This is a genomic window from Pantoea sp. UYEF8, from assembly GCF_040546285.1.
Lineage (GTDB): Bacteria > Pseudomonadota > Gammaproteobacteria > Enterobacterales > Enterobacteriaceae > Pantoea > Pantoea brenneri.
Map to the genome: position 1 here is coordinate 11,392 of NZ_JBEPNM010000003.1, position 17,726 is coordinate 29,117.

Annotated in this window: 15 protein-coding genes and 1 riboswitch; of the genes, 4 read left to right on the plus strand and 11 right to left on the minus strand. The window is 57.4% G+C overall.

Annotated elements, in window-relative coordinates; genetic code table 11:
* Window positions 1-179: 179 nt before the first annotated feature.
* The 5 genes from ABIB18_RS06400 to pgi form a co-directional block, all read right to left on the minus strand.
* Window positions 180-2,270 carry a YjbH domain-containing protein gene (locus ABIB18_RS06400; protein ID WP_316554493.1) on the minus strand — a complete coding sequence of 697 codons (2,091 nt, stop codon included), beginning with the start codon at window positions 2,268-2,270 and terminating at the stop codon, window positions 180-182.
* The gene (locus ABIB18_RS06405; protein WP_031375540.1) at window positions 2,270-3,013 is read right to left on the minus strand and encodes a capsule biosynthesis GfcC family protein; all 744 of its coding nucleotides are present in this window, start codon (window positions 3,011-3,013) and stop codon (window positions 2,270-2,272) included. The genes ABIB18_RS06400 and ABIB18_RS06405 overlap by 1 nt, the downstream gene beginning before the upstream one ends.
* The gene (locus ABIB18_RS06410) at window positions 3,010-3,657 is read right to left on the minus strand and encodes a YjbF family lipoprotein (protein WP_031375539.1); all 648 of its coding nucleotides are present in this window, start codon (window positions 3,655-3,657) and stop codon (window positions 3,010-3,012) included. The genes ABIB18_RS06405 and ABIB18_RS06410 overlap by 4 nt, the downstream gene beginning before the upstream one ends.
* Window positions 3,658-3,853: 196 nt before the next feature.
* Complete coding sequence (gene yjbE, locus ABIB18_RS06415; protein ID WP_031375538.1) at window positions 3,854-4,102, minus strand: exopolysaccharide production protein YjbE; 249 nt, start codon at window positions 4,100-4,102, stop codon at window positions 3,854-3,856.
* Window positions 4,103-4,658: 556 nt separating this feature from the next.
* Window positions 4,659-6,305: a glucose-6-phosphate isomerase gene (gene pgi, locus ABIB18_RS06420; RefSeq protein WP_031375537.1), complete on the minus strand. Its 1,647-nt coding sequence runs from the start codon at window positions 6,303-6,305 to the stop codon at window positions 4,659-4,661.
* A 413-nt stretch (window positions 6,306-6,718) separates the two neighbouring features.
* Window positions 6,719-6,912, plus strand: a riboswitch (Lysine riboswitch).
* Between the two features lie 116 nt (window positions 6,913-7,028).
* Between pgi and lysC the strand changes: the two genes are divergently transcribed.
* The 3 genes from lysC to panS all read left to right on the plus strand — a co-directional run bounded on the left by lysC (window position 7,029) and on the right by panS (window position 10,414).
* Complete coding sequence (gene lysC / locus ABIB18_RS06425) at window positions 7,029-8,381, plus strand: lysine-sensitive aspartokinase 3 (protein ID WP_031375536.1); 1,353 nt, start codon at window positions 7,029-7,031, stop codon at window positions 8,379-8,381.
* A gap of 221 nt (window positions 8,382-8,602) precedes the next feature.
* The gene (gene aqpZ, locus ABIB18_RS06430; protein ID WP_354473850.1) at window positions 8,603-9,295 is read left to right on the plus strand and encodes an aquaporin Z; all 693 of its coding nucleotides are present in this window, start codon (window positions 8,603-8,605) and stop codon (window positions 9,293-9,295) included.
* A 183-nt stretch (window positions 9,296-9,478) separates the two neighbouring features.
* The gene (gene panS, locus ABIB18_RS06435) at window positions 9,479-10,414 is read left to right on the plus strand and encodes a ketopantoate/pantoate/pantothenate transporter PanS (protein WP_031375534.1); all 936 of its coding nucleotides are present in this window, start codon (window positions 9,479-9,481) and stop codon (window positions 10,412-10,414) included.
* A gap of 67 nt (window positions 10,415-10,481) precedes the next feature.
* Here panS and ABIB18_RS06440 read toward each other — a convergent pair whose 3' ends face one another.
* The 6 genes from ABIB18_RS06440 to ABIB18_RS06465 all read right to left on the minus strand — a co-directional run bounded on the left by ABIB18_RS06440 (window position 10,482) and on the right by ABIB18_RS06465 (window position 16,746).
* Window positions 10,482-12,107: a Na/Pi cotransporter family protein gene (locus ABIB18_RS06440; RefSeq protein WP_046289211.1), complete on the minus strand. Its 1,626-nt coding sequence runs from the start codon at window positions 12,105-12,107 to the stop codon at window positions 10,482-10,484.
* A gap of 110 nt (window positions 12,108-12,217) precedes the next feature.
* Entirely contained in the window at window positions 12,218-13,210 is a 993-nt protein-coding gene (locus ABIB18_RS06445) for an ABC transporter ATP-binding protein (RefSeq protein WP_031375533.1), read from the minus strand.
* A gap of 2 nt (window positions 13,211-13,212) precedes the next feature.
* The gene (locus ABIB18_RS06450; RefSeq protein WP_354473852.1) at window positions 13,213-13,998 is read right to left on the minus strand and encodes an ABC transporter permease; all 786 of its coding nucleotides are present in this window, start codon (window positions 13,996-13,998) and stop codon (window positions 13,213-13,215) included.
* An 11-nt stretch (window positions 13,999-14,009) separates the two neighbouring features.
* Window positions 14,010-14,855, minus strand: coding sequence for an ABC transporter permease (locus ABIB18_RS06455; RefSeq protein ID WP_031375531.1), 846 nt, complete (start codon window positions 14,853-14,855; stop codon window positions 14,010-14,012).
* Window positions 14,852-15,664: an alkaline phosphatase family protein gene (locus tag ABIB18_RS06460; RefSeq protein WP_031375530.1), complete on the minus strand. Its 813-nt coding sequence runs from the start codon at window positions 15,662-15,664 to the stop codon at window positions 14,852-14,854. Before ABIB18_RS06460 ends, ABIB18_RS06455 begins: the two co-directional genes overlap by 4 nt.
* A 20-nt stretch (window positions 15,665-15,684) precedes the next feature.
* Window positions 15,685-16,746 carry an ABC transporter substrate-binding protein gene (locus ABIB18_RS06465; RefSeq protein WP_031375529.1) on the minus strand — a complete coding sequence of 354 codons (1,062 nt, stop codon included), beginning with the start codon at window positions 16,744-16,746 and terminating at the stop codon, window positions 15,685-15,687.
* 216 nt (window positions 16,747-16,962) lie between these two features.
* On the opposite strand from ABIB18_RS06465, the gene ABIB18_RS06470 reads away from it, so the two are divergent.
* Complete coding sequence (locus ABIB18_RS06470; RefSeq protein WP_094106250.1) at window positions 16,963-17,670, plus strand: UTRA domain-containing protein; 708 nt, start codon at window positions 16,963-16,965, stop codon at window positions 17,668-17,670.
* Window positions 17,671-17,726 lie beyond the last annotated feature (56 nt).

The window sequence follows — 17,726 nt, forward strand, 5'->3', positions numbered from 1 at the left end:
TGAAATGTGTACCGAAGTCAACGCGATGGGAGTATACGCCCGGAGTAAAGCATCGCGGGCCAGGGATGGCCCGCGCTGAGCATGCCATGGATGGCATTTTTTGCGTCTTTACGCAGGGCGTATGCTCCCTGATCCCGCTTTCTATCAACAGCATGAAGCGGCCCGGAGGCCGCCTCTGTTTAGTTAAAGCGAGCGTCGCGATCCGACGTCAAATCATACAGCTGGTACTTACGGCCCAGCATCTGACCACCGTCACGCGTCAGCGGCACCCAGTTGACCTGCGCCCGACCACGGGTTGGGGTGACGGTGAACAGATCCATCGGAATCGAGATGTAGAACCCTTTGGTGAAGTCACCTTCGCCATACTCTTCAGACGACACGTTGGTTTTAGTGGCATAAACACCCACCATTACGCCGCTGTCAAAGCGCTTCGACACGTCTACCGTCACACCTTTATCTTTCGCCAGATACTGACCGACGCTGGTTTTGACCAACACATCCTGCATAAACCACGGACGCCAGTAGGCGGTCAGGTTGCCGGTTGAGGCTTTGTAACGGGTAAACTGCATCATATTGTCCCAGTCACGCTGCCGGACATAGTTGGCATCAACGCCCACGGCCCAGTTGGCATCGACCGGACGATAGAGCAGCTCGCCGCCCACGCCGCCATACATGGTTTCGAGATAACCGCCATACAGCTGACCATAGAAGCCATTGCCGAGGTGGCCCATATAGTTAGCCTGCAGATCGTTAACGTAGACGTTGTTCTCAACGTAGTCGCGGATATGGGTCCGCACGCGGGGCAGGCTGGAGTCCGCTGGCGCGCCGTTGTAGTTGAACTTGTCATAGTTGTTAGCGAGGTTGCCGAACAGGCTACCGCCCACAAGCAGGTGATCGGTCAGCCAGTAATCGACGTTACCCATCACGCCAACCTGATACATGTAGAAGCTTTCCGGGCCGCCCACTGACTGATTGAGCACCGGTGACAGGCTGTAGTTCAGGCGATCTTTACGGATAAACATTCCCTGCTCAGTCTGACCCGGATCCACCGGATTTTCACGCGTCTGCTGCAGCGGCTGCTCGTGGCCCAGCGGATAGCCCGCCAGCGTATTGTGCAGGCTGGCGACCGGCGTCACGGTGGTGACCTGCGGCATATTGAAGCGGGACTCGGTGACGCTGATGGTATCAATGTCCGCCGGCAGGTGGTTCATGACGATGCGGTTAGCGCGATCGACCCCTTCCTGGGTGTCGCGATATTTGGTCTGCTCGCCCGACACATACAGCGTGTGGCCTTTGGTCTGAATGCGTGGACCGTCGAGTCCGGCATTGTACTTCAGGTCAGTCAGCTGATTACCGACCACGGTCGGCTCCAGCAGCTTCGGCTGAGGCTGCGGGTTATACGCCGGTTTCTCGCTGTCGATGTGCGCCTGACGCAGATCGTTAAAGTTGGTGCGGATGGTCACACCAAACATAAAGGTGTTGCCGCGCTCGTAGCTGGCATTAATATCTGCCCAGTCGGTCACGCGATAGATGGCACCGACGTTAACTTTGCTGCTCTGCGTCAGCCGGCCGGCGAAATCATCCTGATAATCGTTGCCTTCATATTCCATCTTAAGCCGCAGCGGCTGCCACGGTGTCTGATACTCGACGCCGCCAAACAGGGCCGTTGGACCATGGAACATCTGTGAGCCATTGATCGAGCCCGCTTCCCCGACCCGTGGACGCTGACAGTAGCTGTCGCTGTAGGAGCAGAACGGGTTTTTAACCGTGCCGCTGTTGCCGAGATAGCCCCAGCCAAGGCCGAGCGTGAAGTCAAACGGACCCCAGGCTTTGCTGGCGACCAGATATTCGCTGTCGAACAGCCCGGTACCGCCAAGATCACGGGTACCCAGCGCCACTTCCGGCAGCCAGAAACCTTCCTGCCACAGACGCAGTTTCAGATCGAAGGCTTTATCTTTGTAGCTCTGATTGCCACTGAAGTCTGACACGGCGCTGTAGCGGCGGGTACGTACATCGGTATAGCGAACGGTGGTTTCCAGCCACGGGAACAGCTGCAGCGACGCGGAGTAATAGCGGTACTGATCGTTGTCGCGCGCGTTAAGGCTGAACTCGCCCTCTCTGGCCATGCGCGCCGTCGGCACCTGCATCAGGCCAACACCACCGAAATCGGATTGTGAAGGGCCCACCGGCGCGGGCCAGGTTTCAGCCTGCGCCTGACAGGCTGTCGCCACAGAAACAGCCAACAGGCTGAAGAGATAACGTTTTTTCATCAGTCTGGTATCCGGTGAGTCAGAACGGAAAGGATGCGATTATTCAGATCGTCATAGGCGCCTGGCAGGCTCCATGATGAGAAGCCCAGCCAGATAATGCTGCCCGGTTCCACTTCGACGTGACGGTGGTTCCAGTAAGCAATCGGCACCTGCTGCGTGGCACCTGAGGGGGCGATAACCGTTGCAAAGTTTCGTTCCGCGCCGGAAAGGCGTGCATGATCGGCCAGGTATTCGCGCACTGAGCGGCCCGGTTGCCAGCTGACCTTGCCTGCGCCGCTCAGCGCGCCGAGCAGTAACACCGAATCAGACCGGGTTTGCAGATAGAGATCGTAGCTGCCTTCAAGGCGGCGATTGTCGGCCGGATGCAGGCGCACCCAGTCCGGATCGAGCGAGGTGAACTGCCGGCCGGTGACCTTAATCGCGCTTAGCTGGCGGATCACCTCATCAATCGCGGCGGCACGATCGCCACTGCTGTCGGCTCGCCAGGCACGAAGCTGGCCCAGCGTCTGCTGATACTGCTGCTGTGCCACGGCGCTGGCGCCGCGTTCGGCAATGACGCTGCTGCGCCAGTCGATCGATTGCTGAAGGGCGGGCTGGCTGACCAGTTGTGCCAGATCGGGCACCTGGCTCAGTTCTGCCTGTGCTCCATTGTGCGGCGCATGGACCGTAACCTGCGCAGCAGCCTGCGCGCCTGGGGTGCTGAGCAGACTCAATCCGGCCAGCAGGAAAGTGATTTTTTTCATGATTTCGCCGGCTTCAGAATGGTGGTGTCTACGGGGAAGGCGTCAGCCGCCAGCATCTGATGGGCCTGCACCACATCGCCGCTGCTGTTATCGATCCAGAACGTGTTTTCCCACTCGCGGTTGCTGCTGTCGAGGCTCACCTGCTCATGCCAGACGCGACAGGCGATACGGTTGCCCGCCACGGTCAGCACTTCATCGGTGCCGCGCTGGAAGGTGGACCGAACCGTCCCCGCGCGGATGTTGCCCTGCTCGGTCCACTGCACGATGCGGGTCCAGCTGGCACCGTTGCTGAGATGCAGGCTATCCGCCAGCGGATCCTGCTGCAGATTACTCACGCTAATCAGGTTATCGGGTAATCCCAGCGTTTTAACCAGCCGGCCGTGCTGTGTCACCAGCATCGCCTGATCCTGCGTTACCCATTTCTGCTGGCCGGCTTCGTTGTAGCCAAGCACCACGAAGATTCGCGGGCCTTCATTGAGGCGGGCATAGAGGCTGGCGTAGGGTAATGCGTTGACCTGCTGGTCGGTGACGGTGACGTCATCCGGACCGTTAACGGCCAGCATAAGGGTCTGTTCAAGGCCTTTTTGCGTTTGTGTGCAGGCCTGCAGCAGCAGGCAAGCGAGCAGCAGAGGAAGTTGGCGCACTGTGTGTCCCTGATAAGTCATGCCAAAGTAAAAATAACCACACAGGCGTGTGGTTATGTTTAAAGGTCCTATACCCGCAGGGTTCGCGTGTCGGTACAGCAAGACTGCGTTGCCCGGCAGATCACTCACCGTGGTCAGCGATTCCGCCGTTGCCCGTTTGCCGCTGTCTGGCACCCGAACACCTGCTGGGCATCCATCAACGAGTGGTGCTCGTCGTGGTCGTGGTTGTTGTACCGGTATTTGCGCCGTCACCACCGCCAGAAGCAGCAATGCCGAGCCCGACTAACGCGCCAAGTGCGCCGATACCTACAGCGGTCGACGTGCCAGCGGAGATTGCTCCCGCCTGCGCGCCAGCTGCGGCACCTGCGTCTTCCGGGGCTGCAAAAGCACTGGAAGAGACAGCAACGAAAATCAGGGCTGCACCGGCAACCATGGTTTTTTTCATAACAACGTTTCCTGCATTGAGTGAATGAAGGATCTCTGATCCGCCACATTCACCGCGCAGACAACTACGCAGCAAAGGCGACGGACAGTCCCATTGCGGGCGCGTTCAGTATAGGGCAACAAAATACCAGAGTTCAGCACCGGAAAAAGCAGGCGATCGGGCGGGGTAAAACGGCGGGATATTAAGTCAGTTTGGTTTTAACACCTTTTTATATCGGAATATTTCCGGTTAATGCCGCATATTTCACTGGTCATAAAACAGATGCAAAGCGTATTGTTCTTTTTTAGTTATATTTGGTACGGAATAAGAATAATCAGAATTTACTCAGGATTGCCTTATTTTAATCCCATTAATAATCAAAGAGTAACTGCTATCATGCGCCGATTTCAGGTCCATTTTTAACTGGATTAAGACGTGGTTAATCACGGCTTGTTCAGAATTATCTTAGGTGCTTTTAAGAATTATCCAACCGGAGCGGCGGTAGCGCAGTGAATAAATTGTCCGATCCGGGCAAAAAAAGGGCGGCAATCATGCCGCCCGGATATTTTATCGCCGATTAACGCCAGGATTTATAGCGGTTAATTAAGGCATTGGTGGAACTGTCATGACTGGTAATTTTTTCGTCATTTTCCAGTTCTGGCAGAATACGGTTTGCCAGCTGCTTACCTAATTCCACGCCCCACTGATCGAAGGTGAAGATATTCAGAATCGCGCCCTGGGTGAAGATCTTGTGCTCATACAGGGCAATCAGCGCGCCGAGGCTGTACGGCGTAATTTCACGCAGCAGGATGGAGTTGGTCGGACGGTTACCTTCAAAGACCTTGAACGGCACGATGTGGGCGACCGATTCGGCCGATTTACCGGCATCGGTAAACTCTTTCTCGACCACTTCGCGTGATTTACCAAACGCCAGCGCTTCGGTCTGTGCAAAGAAGTTAGACAGCAGTTTTGGATGGTGATCCGCCAGCGCATTGTGGGTGATAGCCGGTGCGATAAAGTCACACGGTACCAGCTTGGTGCCCTGATGGATCAGCTGGTAAAACGCGTGCTGGCCGTTAGTCCCCGGTTCGCCCCAGATGATTGGGCCGGTCTGGTAATCCACCGGATTACCGTCACGATCGACATACTTGCCGTTCGATTCCATATTTCCCTGCTGGAAATAGGCGGCAAAGCGGTGCATGTACTGGTCATACGGCAGAATCGCTTCGGTTTCCGCGCCGAAGAAATTGTTATACCAGATGCCAATCAGCGCCAGCAGGACCGGCAGGTTCTGTTCGGCCGGGGTAGAGGCGAAGTGCTGGTCCATCGCATGCGCGCCGCTCAGCAGCTGCTCGAAGTTATCGAAGCCGATAGAGAGAATAATCGACAGACCAATCGCTGACCACAGCGAGTAGCGACCGCCAACCCAGTCCCAGAATTCGAACATGTTGTTGGTGTCGATACCAAATTCGCCGACCGCTTTGGCGTTGGTCGAGAGTGCCGCAAAGTGTTTCGCTACGTGCTGCTGGTCACCGGCCGTTTTCAGGAACCAGTCACGCGCGCTGTGCGCATTGGTCATGGTTTCCTGGGTGGTGAAGGTTTTTGACGCCACCAGGAACAGAGTGGTTTCCGGGCTGAGGTCTTTCAGCGTTTCAGCGATATGGGTGCCGTCAACGTTGGAGACAAAGTGCATGTTCAGGTGGTTTTTGTAAGGACGCAGCGCTTCGGTCACCATGAAAGGACCCAGGTCAGACCCGCCGATACCGATGTTCACCACGTCGGTGATCGCTTTACCGGTATAGCCTTTCCATTCGCCGCTGATGATGCGCTCTGAAAAGCCCTTCATCTTGTCCAGCACCGCATTGACCTCAGGCATCACATCTTTGCCATCGACCAGAATCGGCGTGTTGCTGCGGTTACGCAGCGCAACGTGCAGCACCGCACGGTCTTCGGTGCGGTTAATTTTCTCACCAGAGAACATAGACTTAATCGCGCCGCTTAAATCGGTCTCTTTCGCCAGCGCCTGTAATTTGTCGAGGGTTTCCTGGGTGATGCGGTTTTTGGAGAAATCCACCAGCATCTGATCATCAAAGGTGGCAGAGAATTTGGCAAAACGATCGGCATCCTGGGCAAACAGGTCGGCAATTTCTACCGATTTCATCTGCTCAAAATGCTGTTGCAGCGCTTTCCAGGCTGCGGTTTGTGTCGGATTGATATTTTTCATGGCAACACTCTTGTTGATATTAAGAACCGTCATTCCATCGGGGGCACATCGTACCCGGTTAGCGTTTCAGTATGACCACAGTTGCTACTGAAAGGAAAAATTTTGTCATCCGGCTGCGGGTAAGCCGGGCGCAGTCGCCGGCCTGCCTGCGCCGGATCGCCAGCATTGGCTGGTGCGAATGGCCTGCAGACGGCGACGAGATCGCGCGGCGAAAGTGTGGCGTGAACGCGGCGATAAATCCTTGTGCCGCATCAGAGATTGCTGCACTGGCTGAAGCCATTTAGCACTCTAGTCGCTGTAAGGCAGGTAAATTTGTTTTACGGTGCGCCGCAAAGCAAAAATCTGCCTGCCTCTGAGATTGACAGCAGAGCCAGAAACCGATAAATGTATGCGGCTACTTGCGCACCCGTGCGCAAGCCAGAAGAGGCGCGTCGCCCAGGCAGTGTGTTGGAGGAACCGTATCCGGTGAAGACACATGATGGGGAGCGACGCCGAGGTGGGTCAACACGCGGTGTGTTGCCTGTCGGCTACAGGGGCTGAATCCTCTGGGTTGTCACCAGAAACGTCCACAGTCGGACGTTTCGCAAGGTGGGGCGCTTCTGGGTGACTCGTCTACCCGATCTGGTCTGCCCGTTTCTGCTCTTCCCTTGTGCCTGGCTGAAAGAATGTTTCCCGACCGCATTATCGCCGGCGAGAACAAGATAACCTGACACGAGGTCATACATGTCTCAAACTCTGATTGTGGCAAAATTCGGCGGCACCAGCGTAGCCGATTTTGATGCGATGAACCGCAGCGCCGACGTGGTGCTGAAAGATGCCAGTACGCGTCTGGTGGTGCTATCCGCTTCGGCGGGCATTACCAATCTGCTGGTGGCTCTGGCCGAAGGCCAGCCGCTCACCGAGCGCGCCATCCTGCTGGATGATATCCGCCGTATCCAATATGCCATTATCGATCGCTTACAGCGTCCGGACGTGATCCGCGACGAAATCGATCGGATGATTGACAACATTGCTATGCTGTCTGAAGCCGCCTCGCTGGCGACGTCGCATGCGCTGACTGATGAGCTGGTCAGCCATGGCGAACTGATGTCGTCGCTGCTGTTTGTCGAAATTCTGCGTGAACGCCAGGTGAATGCCGAGTGGTTTGACGTGCGTAAAGTGATGCGCACCGATGACCGTTTTGGCCGTGCCGAGCCGGACGTGAAGCTGCTGGCGGAGCAGGCGATTGCCCAGTTGCAGCCGCGCGTTGAGCAGGCGCTGGTCATCACTCAGGGCTTTATCGGCAGCGAAAGCAAAGGCCGCACCACCACCTTAGGCCGTGGCGGCAGTGATTACACGGCGGCGCTGCTGGGTGAAGCGCTGAAAGCGGCGCGGGTCGATATCTGGACTGACGTGCCGGGCATCTACACCACCGATCCGCGTGTGGTACCGACCGCCAAGCGCATCGACGAAATTACCTTTGAAGAAGCCGCTGAAATGGCGACCTTTGGTGCCAAAGTGCTGCACCCGGCCACACTGCTGCCGGCGGTACGCTGTGATATTCCGGTGTTTGTCGGCTCCAGCAAAGATCCGGCCGCGGGCGGAACGCGTGTCTGTAATGAAACCCGTAATCCACCGCTGTTCCGCGCGCTGGCATTACGTCGCAAGCAGACGCTGCTAACGCTGCACAGCCTTAACATGCTGCATACGCCTGGCTTCCTGGCCGAACTGTTTAATATTCTGGCCCGCCACAATATTTCCGTGGACCTGATTACCACCTCTGAAGTGAGCGTGGCGCTGACGCTCGACACCACTGGTTCTACCTCAACCGGCGACAGCCTGCTGACGCAGGCGCTGCTGACTGAGCTGTCGTCACTGTGTCGGGTCGAAGTAGAAGAAGATCTGGCGTTGGTGGCGATTATTGGCAACCAGTTGTCAAAAGCCTGTGGCGTCGGCAAAGAGGTGTTTGGCGTGCTTGAGCCGTTTAACCTGCGGATGATTTGCTACGGTGCCAGCAGCTATAACCTCTGCTTCCTGGTCCCCGGCACGGACGCGGAAAGCGTGGTTCGTACGCTGCATCACAATCTGTTCGAATAGACGCCAGCGCGTCGATCAGGCCGCGTGCGCGCGGCCTGAAAATCATCCCCATCCCGCTCTGTCCCTCTTCCTGATTTAAGCCTTATTCTACAAGACGTTAGATTCCTTCATTGCCAAATGAAATCCACTTTATTCAGGGATTTCAGTCACTTTCGTTGCGCTGCTGCTGCGCAGTTTTATAATCCCGCCGCTAAATCAATACACACATTTTAGGAAATAATATGAAAAGGTTAGTGGCAGAGGCGCTGGGCACCTTCGTGCTGGTACTGGGCGGTTGCGGGAGTGCGGTATTGTCAGCCGCGTTCCCCGGTCTGGGTATCGGTTTTATGGGCGTGGCGCTGGCATTCGGGCTAAGCGTGCTGGTAATGGCCTGTGCGGTCGGTCCTATCTCCGGTGGCCATTTTAATCCGGCGGTAACGCTGGGCCTGCTGGCGGGCGGGCGCTTTCCTGCTTCACAGGTGATCCCTTACATTATCGCTCAACTGGCAGGCGGCATTACGGCAGGCGCGGTGCTGTACCTGATTGCCAGCGGCCAGAGCGACTTTAACGCCGCCGCCAGCGGATTTGCGGCGAACGGCTATGGTGAGCACTCACCCGGTGGCTTTAGCCTGCAGGCTGGCATGATCGCCGAAGGGGTGCTGACGGCGATCTTCCTGATCGTTATCATGGGCGCCACCAGCCCGCGCGCGCCCAAAGGCTTTGCTCCAATCGCCATCGGTCTGGCGCTGACGCTGATCCATCTGATCAGCATCCCGGTCACCAACACCTCGGTCAATCCGGCGCGCAGTACCGCCGTCGCGCTGTTCCAGGGCGACTGGGCGCTGTCCCAGCTGTGGATGTTCTGGCTGATGCCGGTCATCGGGGCGATGATTGGTGGTGCGATCTACCGCAGTTTAGGCGAAAAAGCAGCGTAATTTCGTCAACGATCGGCGGATCGGCAGCAGTCGATCCGCATTTTCCGCTCTGACCCCATCTGCGCCTTACGCCGTGATAACGAAATGTTATGATCCCGCCTTCGCCTGCGCAGTCGTTCCTGTCGGGCGTATCTCTATGGCAAACCTGCATAAATCATTACATTCTTATAAGGAAGTCTGGCCATGCTCGCCACCGTTACCCGCCTGTTCCCGCTGTGGGCCGTGCTGTTATCTGTCGCCGCCTATTATTCTCCCGCCACTTTCCTCGGCATCGGTCCGTGGGTGAGTTACCTGCTGATGCTGATCATGTTTGGGATGGGCGTGACCTTAAATATCGGCGATTTTAAACGGGTACTGACCCGGCCTGCGCCGGTGATTGCCGGCACTTTTCTGCACTATCTGGTGATGCCGTTAGCGGCGTGGGGATTAGCGAAACTGTTTCATATGCCGCCGGATCTATCCGCCGGGATGATCCTGGTCGGCAGCGTCGCCAGCGGCACGGCCAGTAACGTAATGATCTATCTGGCTAAGGGCGATGTCGCCCTGTCGGTGACCATTTCGTCGGTATCGGCGCTGGTGGGCGTGTTCGCCACGCCGCTGTTAACGCGTTTGTATGTCGATACCCATATTCAGGTGGATGTGGTTGGCATGCTGCTGAGCATCGTAAAGATCGTGGTGATCCCGATCGGCCTCGGCCTGATCATTCATCACAGCATGAACAGCGTGGTGCGTCGGGTCGAACCCTGGCTGCCGGCATTTTCTATGGTCTGCATTCTGTTGATCATCAGCGCGGTGGTGGCGGGTAGCCAGGGCTTTATCGGATCGGTTGGATTAATGGTGATCGCAGCGGTGATACTGCATAACGCGATTGGCCTGCTGGGCGGTTACTGGGGCGGTAAGCTGTTTGGCTTCGATGAGTCAACCTGCCGGACGCTGGCGCTGGAAGTCGGGATGCAGAACTCCGGTCTGGCGGCAACGCTGGGCAAGCTCTACTTCTCACCGCTGGCGGCATTGCCTGGCGCACTGTTCTCGGTCTGGCACAACCTTTCCGGTTCGTTGCTGGCCGGTTACTGGTCCGGTAAGCCGATCACCAAGGGATCAACGCGGCACGGCGAGTAACACCGCACCGCAATCTGCTTGCGCCGGGCACGTTTCGCCCGGCGCTGTAGCTTACGCCCATTCGCTGTTACTCGTAATCACGCTCATCATCCGGCTGCTCCAGCACGGTATAGGCGACGCTGCAAAACAGCGAGTTCAGACGCTTCATATCGCCCAGCAGACCCAGATGCAGTGAACTGGTCTCTATGCTCTGTACGTTCTGCTGATGCAGGCGATCGACGTGCGCATGAGAATAGCGGCGAATCATCAGGCGGAAGCGATGTTTGGCGCGGCGCAGCCGTTTGGCGCTGGTGACGTCGTGCGACAGAAACACCGACAGACTCATGCGCAGATTGGCGATCAACAGCTCCTGCAGCGCCTCCAGCTCCTTTAATCCCTCAGCGGAGAACGCGCGGCCTGCAGCCAGCGACTTATCCGCGACATCGCCGCTCATCCGCTCAATGATGTCACCGGCCTGCTCCAGGTTAAGCGACATCTCAATAATTTCACCCCAGCGGCGCGAATCTTCCGCCGGCAGATCCTCTTTCGGCATCCGCGCCAGATAGAGCTTGATGGCGGTATAAAGCACGTCAACGTCATCATCGAGCCGCCGCACTGTGCGCTCTTCACGCGGTTCGCCATGCACCACTTTGTTGAACGCTTCCAGCATCTGTTCCAGCACATCACCCATACGTAACGCCTCACGGGCGGCATTGACCAGCGCCAGCGCCGGCGTATCCAGCGCGCTGCGGTCCAGATGTTTCGGCTTCAGATGCAGATCATTTTCTACGTCATCAGAGATCAGCCGGCGGCACAGACGTGCCATCAGATCGGCAAACGGCACCATCGCCACACAGCGGATCAGGTTGTAAAAAACATGGAAAAAGATCACCAGCTCTTCGTCGTTGACCGGCAGCTTATCCAGCCAGTCCGCCACCAGATTAACGAACGGCAGGATCACCACGCAGCCAATCAGCTTAAACAGCAGGCTGCCGAGAGCGACGCGCTTGCCCGCCGCGTTGGCCGCGCTGGCATTGATCATCGCCAGCAAACCGCTACCCAGGTTGGCACCAATGACCAGGCAGAGCGCCACCTTGAATGAGATGACGCCGGTGGCGGTCAGCGTCGCGGTAATCAGCACGGCCGCCAGGCTGGAGTAACTGATGATGGCGAAGACGGCGCCAATCAGCGCATCCAGCATGATGTCGCCGGTCAGGCTGGAGAACAGCACCTGTACCCCGGCGGCCTGGGTAATCGGGCGGGCTGCTTCGACAATCAGCTGCAGCGCCAGCAGAATCAGCCCAAGGCCGATACTGGCCCGGCCGAGCTGACCGGCCCGGGTCTGCTTACGGCTGAGAAAAAACACCACGCCAAAGAAGATGAACAGCGGCGATAGCCAGGAGAGGTCAAAGGTCAGGATACGCGCCATGATGGCGGTCCCGACATCAGCACCCAGAATCACCACCAGCGCCGGCGTCAGGCTGACAAGGTTCTGCGCCACGAAAGAGGTCACCAGCAGCGTGGTGGCATTACTGCTCTGCACCAGCGTTGTCACGCCAATGCCAGCCAGAAACGCCATCGGCTTTTTCTCCACGCTGCGGCTCAGTACCCGCCGCAGATCGGCACCATACACCCGCATAATGCCGGTCCGCACAATATGGGTTCCCCACACCAGCAGGGCGACAGCAGAGAGTAAATTAAGCAGGGTTAACACGTCGCGATGCTCCTCGACCATCAGGCTTTAAGCAGCACAGACTGCCAGCCTGACGGAGAGAGCAATCTGTGAAGGGGATTGCCGGACTTTGCGTAAATTTTTCCTGTGTTTTAAGCCACCTGGCGCAAAGTCGACATCTCTAACTGTAGACCAATCTGCTGTCCGGCGGGGTGTAATTCCGCGGCGGATCGGTTCAGGACATCGACAGAAAGCTCCACTCCCTGCGCCCGGATGCGGTAGCGAATCACGTTGCCCAGCAAGCTGTGACTGAGGATTTCGGCCGGAATGCCGAGCCCTGGCGCGGTGAACTGCATCGACTCGGGGCGAATGGCCACCTGACTGTGGAAAGGCTGGCCGGTTAGCTGCGTTGCCTGTTCGGCGCTCAGCAGGTTGTAGTTGCCAATAAAACCGGCGGCAAACAGATCGACCGGCTGGGTATAGAGCGCTTCGGCGTCGCCATTCTGCACAATTTTGCCGCGGTTCATCAGCACGATGCGATCTGACAGCGTCAGCGCCTCTTCCTGATCGTGGGTAACGAACAGGGTGGTGAGATTCAGCTCGCGCTGGATACGACGGATCTGGTCGCGCAGATGACGACGGATGCGCGCATCCAGCGCCGACAGCGGCTCATCCAGCAGCAACAGGCGCGGGCGGGTGACCAGCGAACGGGCCAGCGCCACCCGTTGACACTGTCCTCCCGACAGCTGATGCGGATAGCGGCGCGCATAGTCGGTGAGTTCGACCAGCTCCAGAACTTCCTGTACCCGCTGACGAATTTGCGTCTCCGGCAGCTTCTGCATCTTCAGGCCAAAGGCGACGTTTTTCTCCACCGTCATATTGGGAAACAGCGCATAGCTTTGAAACACCATGCCAATGGCGCGCTTCTGCGGGGCCAGCGGCACGATATCCTTGCCCTGTATCACGATTTCGCCGCTGTCGACCTCGGTTAAACCGGCCAGACAGCGCAGCAGCGTCGATTTGCCGCAGCCGCTCGGGCCGAGCAGCGTCACAAATTCCCCTTCGGCAGCGCTGAAATTGATCTGTTCGAATATCGTCGTTGGCCCATAGCGCTTATTCAGTTGTCTGACCTCAAGGTAGCTCATACTCAGCCTCGTTCTGGATTCAGGGCATTGGCCAGCCAGGTGACCAGCAGCACCACAAAAAAGTAGGAGATCACCAGCGCGCTGGTGAAGTGACCACTGCCGTTACGCATGTTGTAGAGGTAAACCTGCAGCGTTTCATAGCGGTTGCCGACCAGCAGGTTAGCGAATACAAACTCACCGATCAGAAAAGAGAAAGAGAGCAGGACGGCAACCAGCATCCCTTTACGCAGGTTAGGCAGCACTACCCACAGCGCCGCCTGCCAGGTACTGGCACCGAGTAACTGGGCAGCATCGATCAGCTCTTTCAGGTTGATCGCCTGCATATTGTTGGCCAGCGCGCGGTAAATAAACGGCAGCGCGATGGTGAAGTAGCAGCCGATCAGGATCCACGGCGTACCGGTCAGCATCAGCGGTGACGAGGAGTAGAGCTGCAGCAATCCGACCGAGGACACGACCGGCGGCACGGCGAAGGGCATCAGGATCAGGATGTTCATTACCGCATCCAGCCGTGGATAGTAGTAAGCGATTACAAACATCGCAGGCAGCACCAGTACTAGCGAGAACAGCAGGGCGCCGAAGCAAATCAGCAAAGAATGGCCCAGCGCGGTCAGAAAACGCCCATCGCTCCAGAGGTGGATAAACCATTTCAGGCTGTAGCCCTGCGGCAGAATGGTATTACTCCAGTCAGATGACAGCGCGTACAGCAGCGTCGCCACCAGCGGCAGCGCCAGCAGAATAAACAGTAACCAGACCATCACCCGATGATAGAGATGTTCGGCGCGCGACATGACGGCTCCTTTCATGGTTGTCTGGCGTTGAGGTAGCTACGGCGCACCAGATACTGCTGTATCAGGGTGATCAGCGCCATAATCGCCACCAGCAGCATCGCCAGCGCGCTGCCGGTGTTGGGATCGAGTGAGATATCACCGGACACCAGCGCGGCGATACGGACCGGCACCACGTTAAAGTTGCCGGTGGTCAGGGCATAAATGGTGGCATAGGCCCCGAGCGCATTGGCCAGCAGAATGACAAAAGTCCCCAGCAGCGCCGGAAACAGAATCGGCAGGCCGATATGCCACCAGTAGCGCCAGCGGCTGGCACCCAGCAGGGCGGCGGATTCCTGCCACTCGCGCTTCAGCCCATCAAAAGCGGGATAGAGCAGCAGCACGCCCAGCGGGATCTGAAACCAGGTGTAGACCAGCACCATACCGTTACGTGAAAACAGCCTGAACGCGTCAATGACTCCATAATGACGCAGCAGCAGCGTCAGAAAACCGTTCAGCCCCAGCAGGATCACAAAGGCGAACGCCAGTGGCACGCCGGCAAAGTTGCTGGTCATGTTGGTGAACGAAATCAGGAAGCGCTGCAGGCGACCGCCGCCAAGCTGATGCAGCGAATAGCCGGTCAGCAGCGCAATCAGTAAGCCATATACGCTTGACCAGAAAGAGATATCCAGCGAAAAACGAAATGCCTGCTGATAAAACGGCGAACTCAGAATGTCGACATAGTTGTCCCAGCCCCAGCGCGTGTTCATCTCGCTCCAGAAGCTATTGATAGTGATCCACAGCAGCGGGGCGAGCTGAAAGGCAATCCAGAACAGGGCAAACGGCAGCAGCAGAAACAGCGCTAACACTTTTCCCTTCATGCACGCTGCTCCGCCAGCAGCCCGCGACAGAGCGGCTTATCGTGGGGCACCCCAAGCAGCTCACACAGGGTGCCGCACAGGTCGGTCTGCTGTGGCAGGAGGTCGGGTTGCAGCGAGAAAGCCGCACCGAAAACGAACAGGGGCACCTGAGTCTCTTCCGGCAGAATGCCACCGTGTGAGCGATCGTCGTTCATGCCGTGATCGGCAGTCACTATCACCTGATAGCCTTCGGCCAGCCAGCGCGGCATCCAGAGCGACAGCAGGCCGTCCGCTATCCGCGCCCGATTGCGGTATTGCGGTGACGAGAGGCCGGATTTATGGCCGGCATCGTCAATGTTCATCGGATGAATCAGCAGGAAGTGCGGATCATGGCGCAGCCGCAGGCTTTCGGCATCTTCAAACAGGTGTGAATCGGGATAGCTATCATCAGAGTAGAAATGTCCGTACTGAATCGGCAGCTCCGGCGCATCAGTATGACGATCGCGCGCCGCCACGAACGGCGTCCGGTTATACAGTTCACTGACCCAGTGGTAGGCGGCGGCGGCCGTGGTCAGCCCGGCAGCGCGCGCATAGTGAAATACGCTGCGCTCGCGGCTTAAGCGGTTGACGCCGTTATGAATAATACCGCTTCTGACCGGCGTAACGCCGGTCAGAATGCACTCATAGAGCGGGCGCGACAGCGACGGCAGTTCACAGGTCAGACGGTAATAATGACCGTTGCCCTGTGCACATTCGGCGTGCAGATAGCCCATTGCATGTTGCGCGACCTGATTGCTCAACCCGTCCAGCACCACCAGGATAGTCTTCATTCCGTTCTCCTTGCCGCGATTTACTGCTGCATATTGATGACGACATTTTCCTGCCACAGACGCGGCAGCATTTTCGAGGACTTATCCCAGGCGGCCTGATCGTGGATTGGACGGGCATTTTTGTATTCAGACTGCGGCAGCAGGCGAGCCTGAACATCGGCAGGCAGGGTCAGATGCTCGGCACGGATCGGTCGGGCGTAACCTTTCGCCAGATTGATCTGACCCTGGTCTGAGAAGATATATTCACGCGCCAGTTTGGCGGCATTCGGATGCTTCGCGTATTTGTTGATGATGGTGGTGTAGCCAGAGGTCACGGAGCCGTCAGACGGGATCACCACTTCGTAACGATTTTTATCGATCTGGTCACGATAGTTCAGGCCATTAAAGTCCCACACCACCGCCATTTGTACTTCGCCTTTTTCAATGTTGGCAATCACCGGATCGGTGACGCCCAGCCGGCCCTGTTTAGCCAGGTCAGCAAAGAAGGCCAGCGCCGGTTTCAGGTTCTTCTCATCGCCGCCTAAAGCGTAGTTTGCAGCCAGTACGCCATTGGCCGCCTGAGCAGCCACGCCGACGTCGCCGATAGTAACCACATACTTACCTTTTTTGAGATCGGCCCAGCTATGCGGAATATCTTTAACCTGCTGCTTGTCGATCAGGAAGGCAATGGTGCCGGTATAGGCCAGCGCCCAATTACCGTCTTTGTCTTTGGCCCAGTCGGGGATTTGATCCCAGTGGCTCGGTTTATAAGGCTGAGCAACGCCTTTCGCCACCGCCACCGGGCCGAATGCCGCGCCCACATCACCGATATCGGCGCTGGCGTTCTCTTTCTCAGCGTCAAACTTCGCCAGCTCCTGGGCGGACGACATATCGGTATCACTGTGTTTAAGACCGTATTTGCTGCTGATATCGTTCCAGGTATCTTTCCAGTTGGCCCAGCTGTCCGGCATGCCGACGCTGTTAACCTGACCTTCACTACGCGCGGCTTTTTCCAGCGCGGCAAGGTCGTTATCGGCAGCCTGCGCAACGGGCAGGGCGAGCACTACAGCACTGGCTACTACAGAGGCGATAAACGCTTTCATCTCAGTTGCTCCGGGTGTAAGTTGATGGGCCTGGCTGGTCTAGTCCAGCAAGAACCGAGCCAATGTAGCCCCTGTATATGAACGATTTATGACAAAGCGAGGGCGCGTAGCGGATAGCAGATAGCAAGCCCGCAGCGTCCCACCGCGGCAGGCAGGGTCCGGGACGTTTATCTGAACGGTTACAGTGCGGAATCGCACCAAAATGAGGCTACTGTTGTGGAGTCGATAGCACTCAAAACGGCGGACGTGATCGCCAGCGCGTTGCTGAGCCGCATACAGGCTGGTGAGTTCAGCGGCGGGCGACTGCCTGCGGAACGGGCCCTGAGCGAGGCATTTGGCACCACCCGCATTACCCTGCGTGAAGCGTTAGGCAAGCTGGAGGCGCAGGGAATGATTTACCGTGAACTGCGCCGTGGCTGGTTTATCGCACCGCCACGACTGATCTATAACCCGCTGCATCACAGCCATTTTCATGCCATGGCGACGGAACAGGGGCGTCAGGCGACCACCGAAGTGATCGCGGCTGAACAGGTCGCGGTGCAGGGCGAGATAGCGACAGCGCTGCTGCTGGCGCCGGGATCAACGGTTTACCGCATTCGCCGCCTGCGGCGCATTGACGGACGGGCGGTGCTGTACGTTGAACATTACCTTAATCCGCGTTTTTTCCCCGGCCTGCTGGATGAAGATCTTACCCGTTCACTGACCGATCTCTATGACCAGCGCTACGGTATTCGCTACGGCGGGGCGCGCTTTACCATTCTGCCCGGCCCTTTGCCCGAGATCGCCGCGCCGGCGCTGAACGTCGCGCCTGGCAGTCCGGGCCTGCTGATTACCCGGATTAATCGCGATCGGCAAAAACAGGTGATTGACTGCGACTGTGAATACTGGCGCTACGATGCGCTGTGTGTTGATGTCGAAGCCTGAGGGCCATATTGTGATTCAGGTCACACTCACGCATGATAGCGTCCGCTATTAACTCT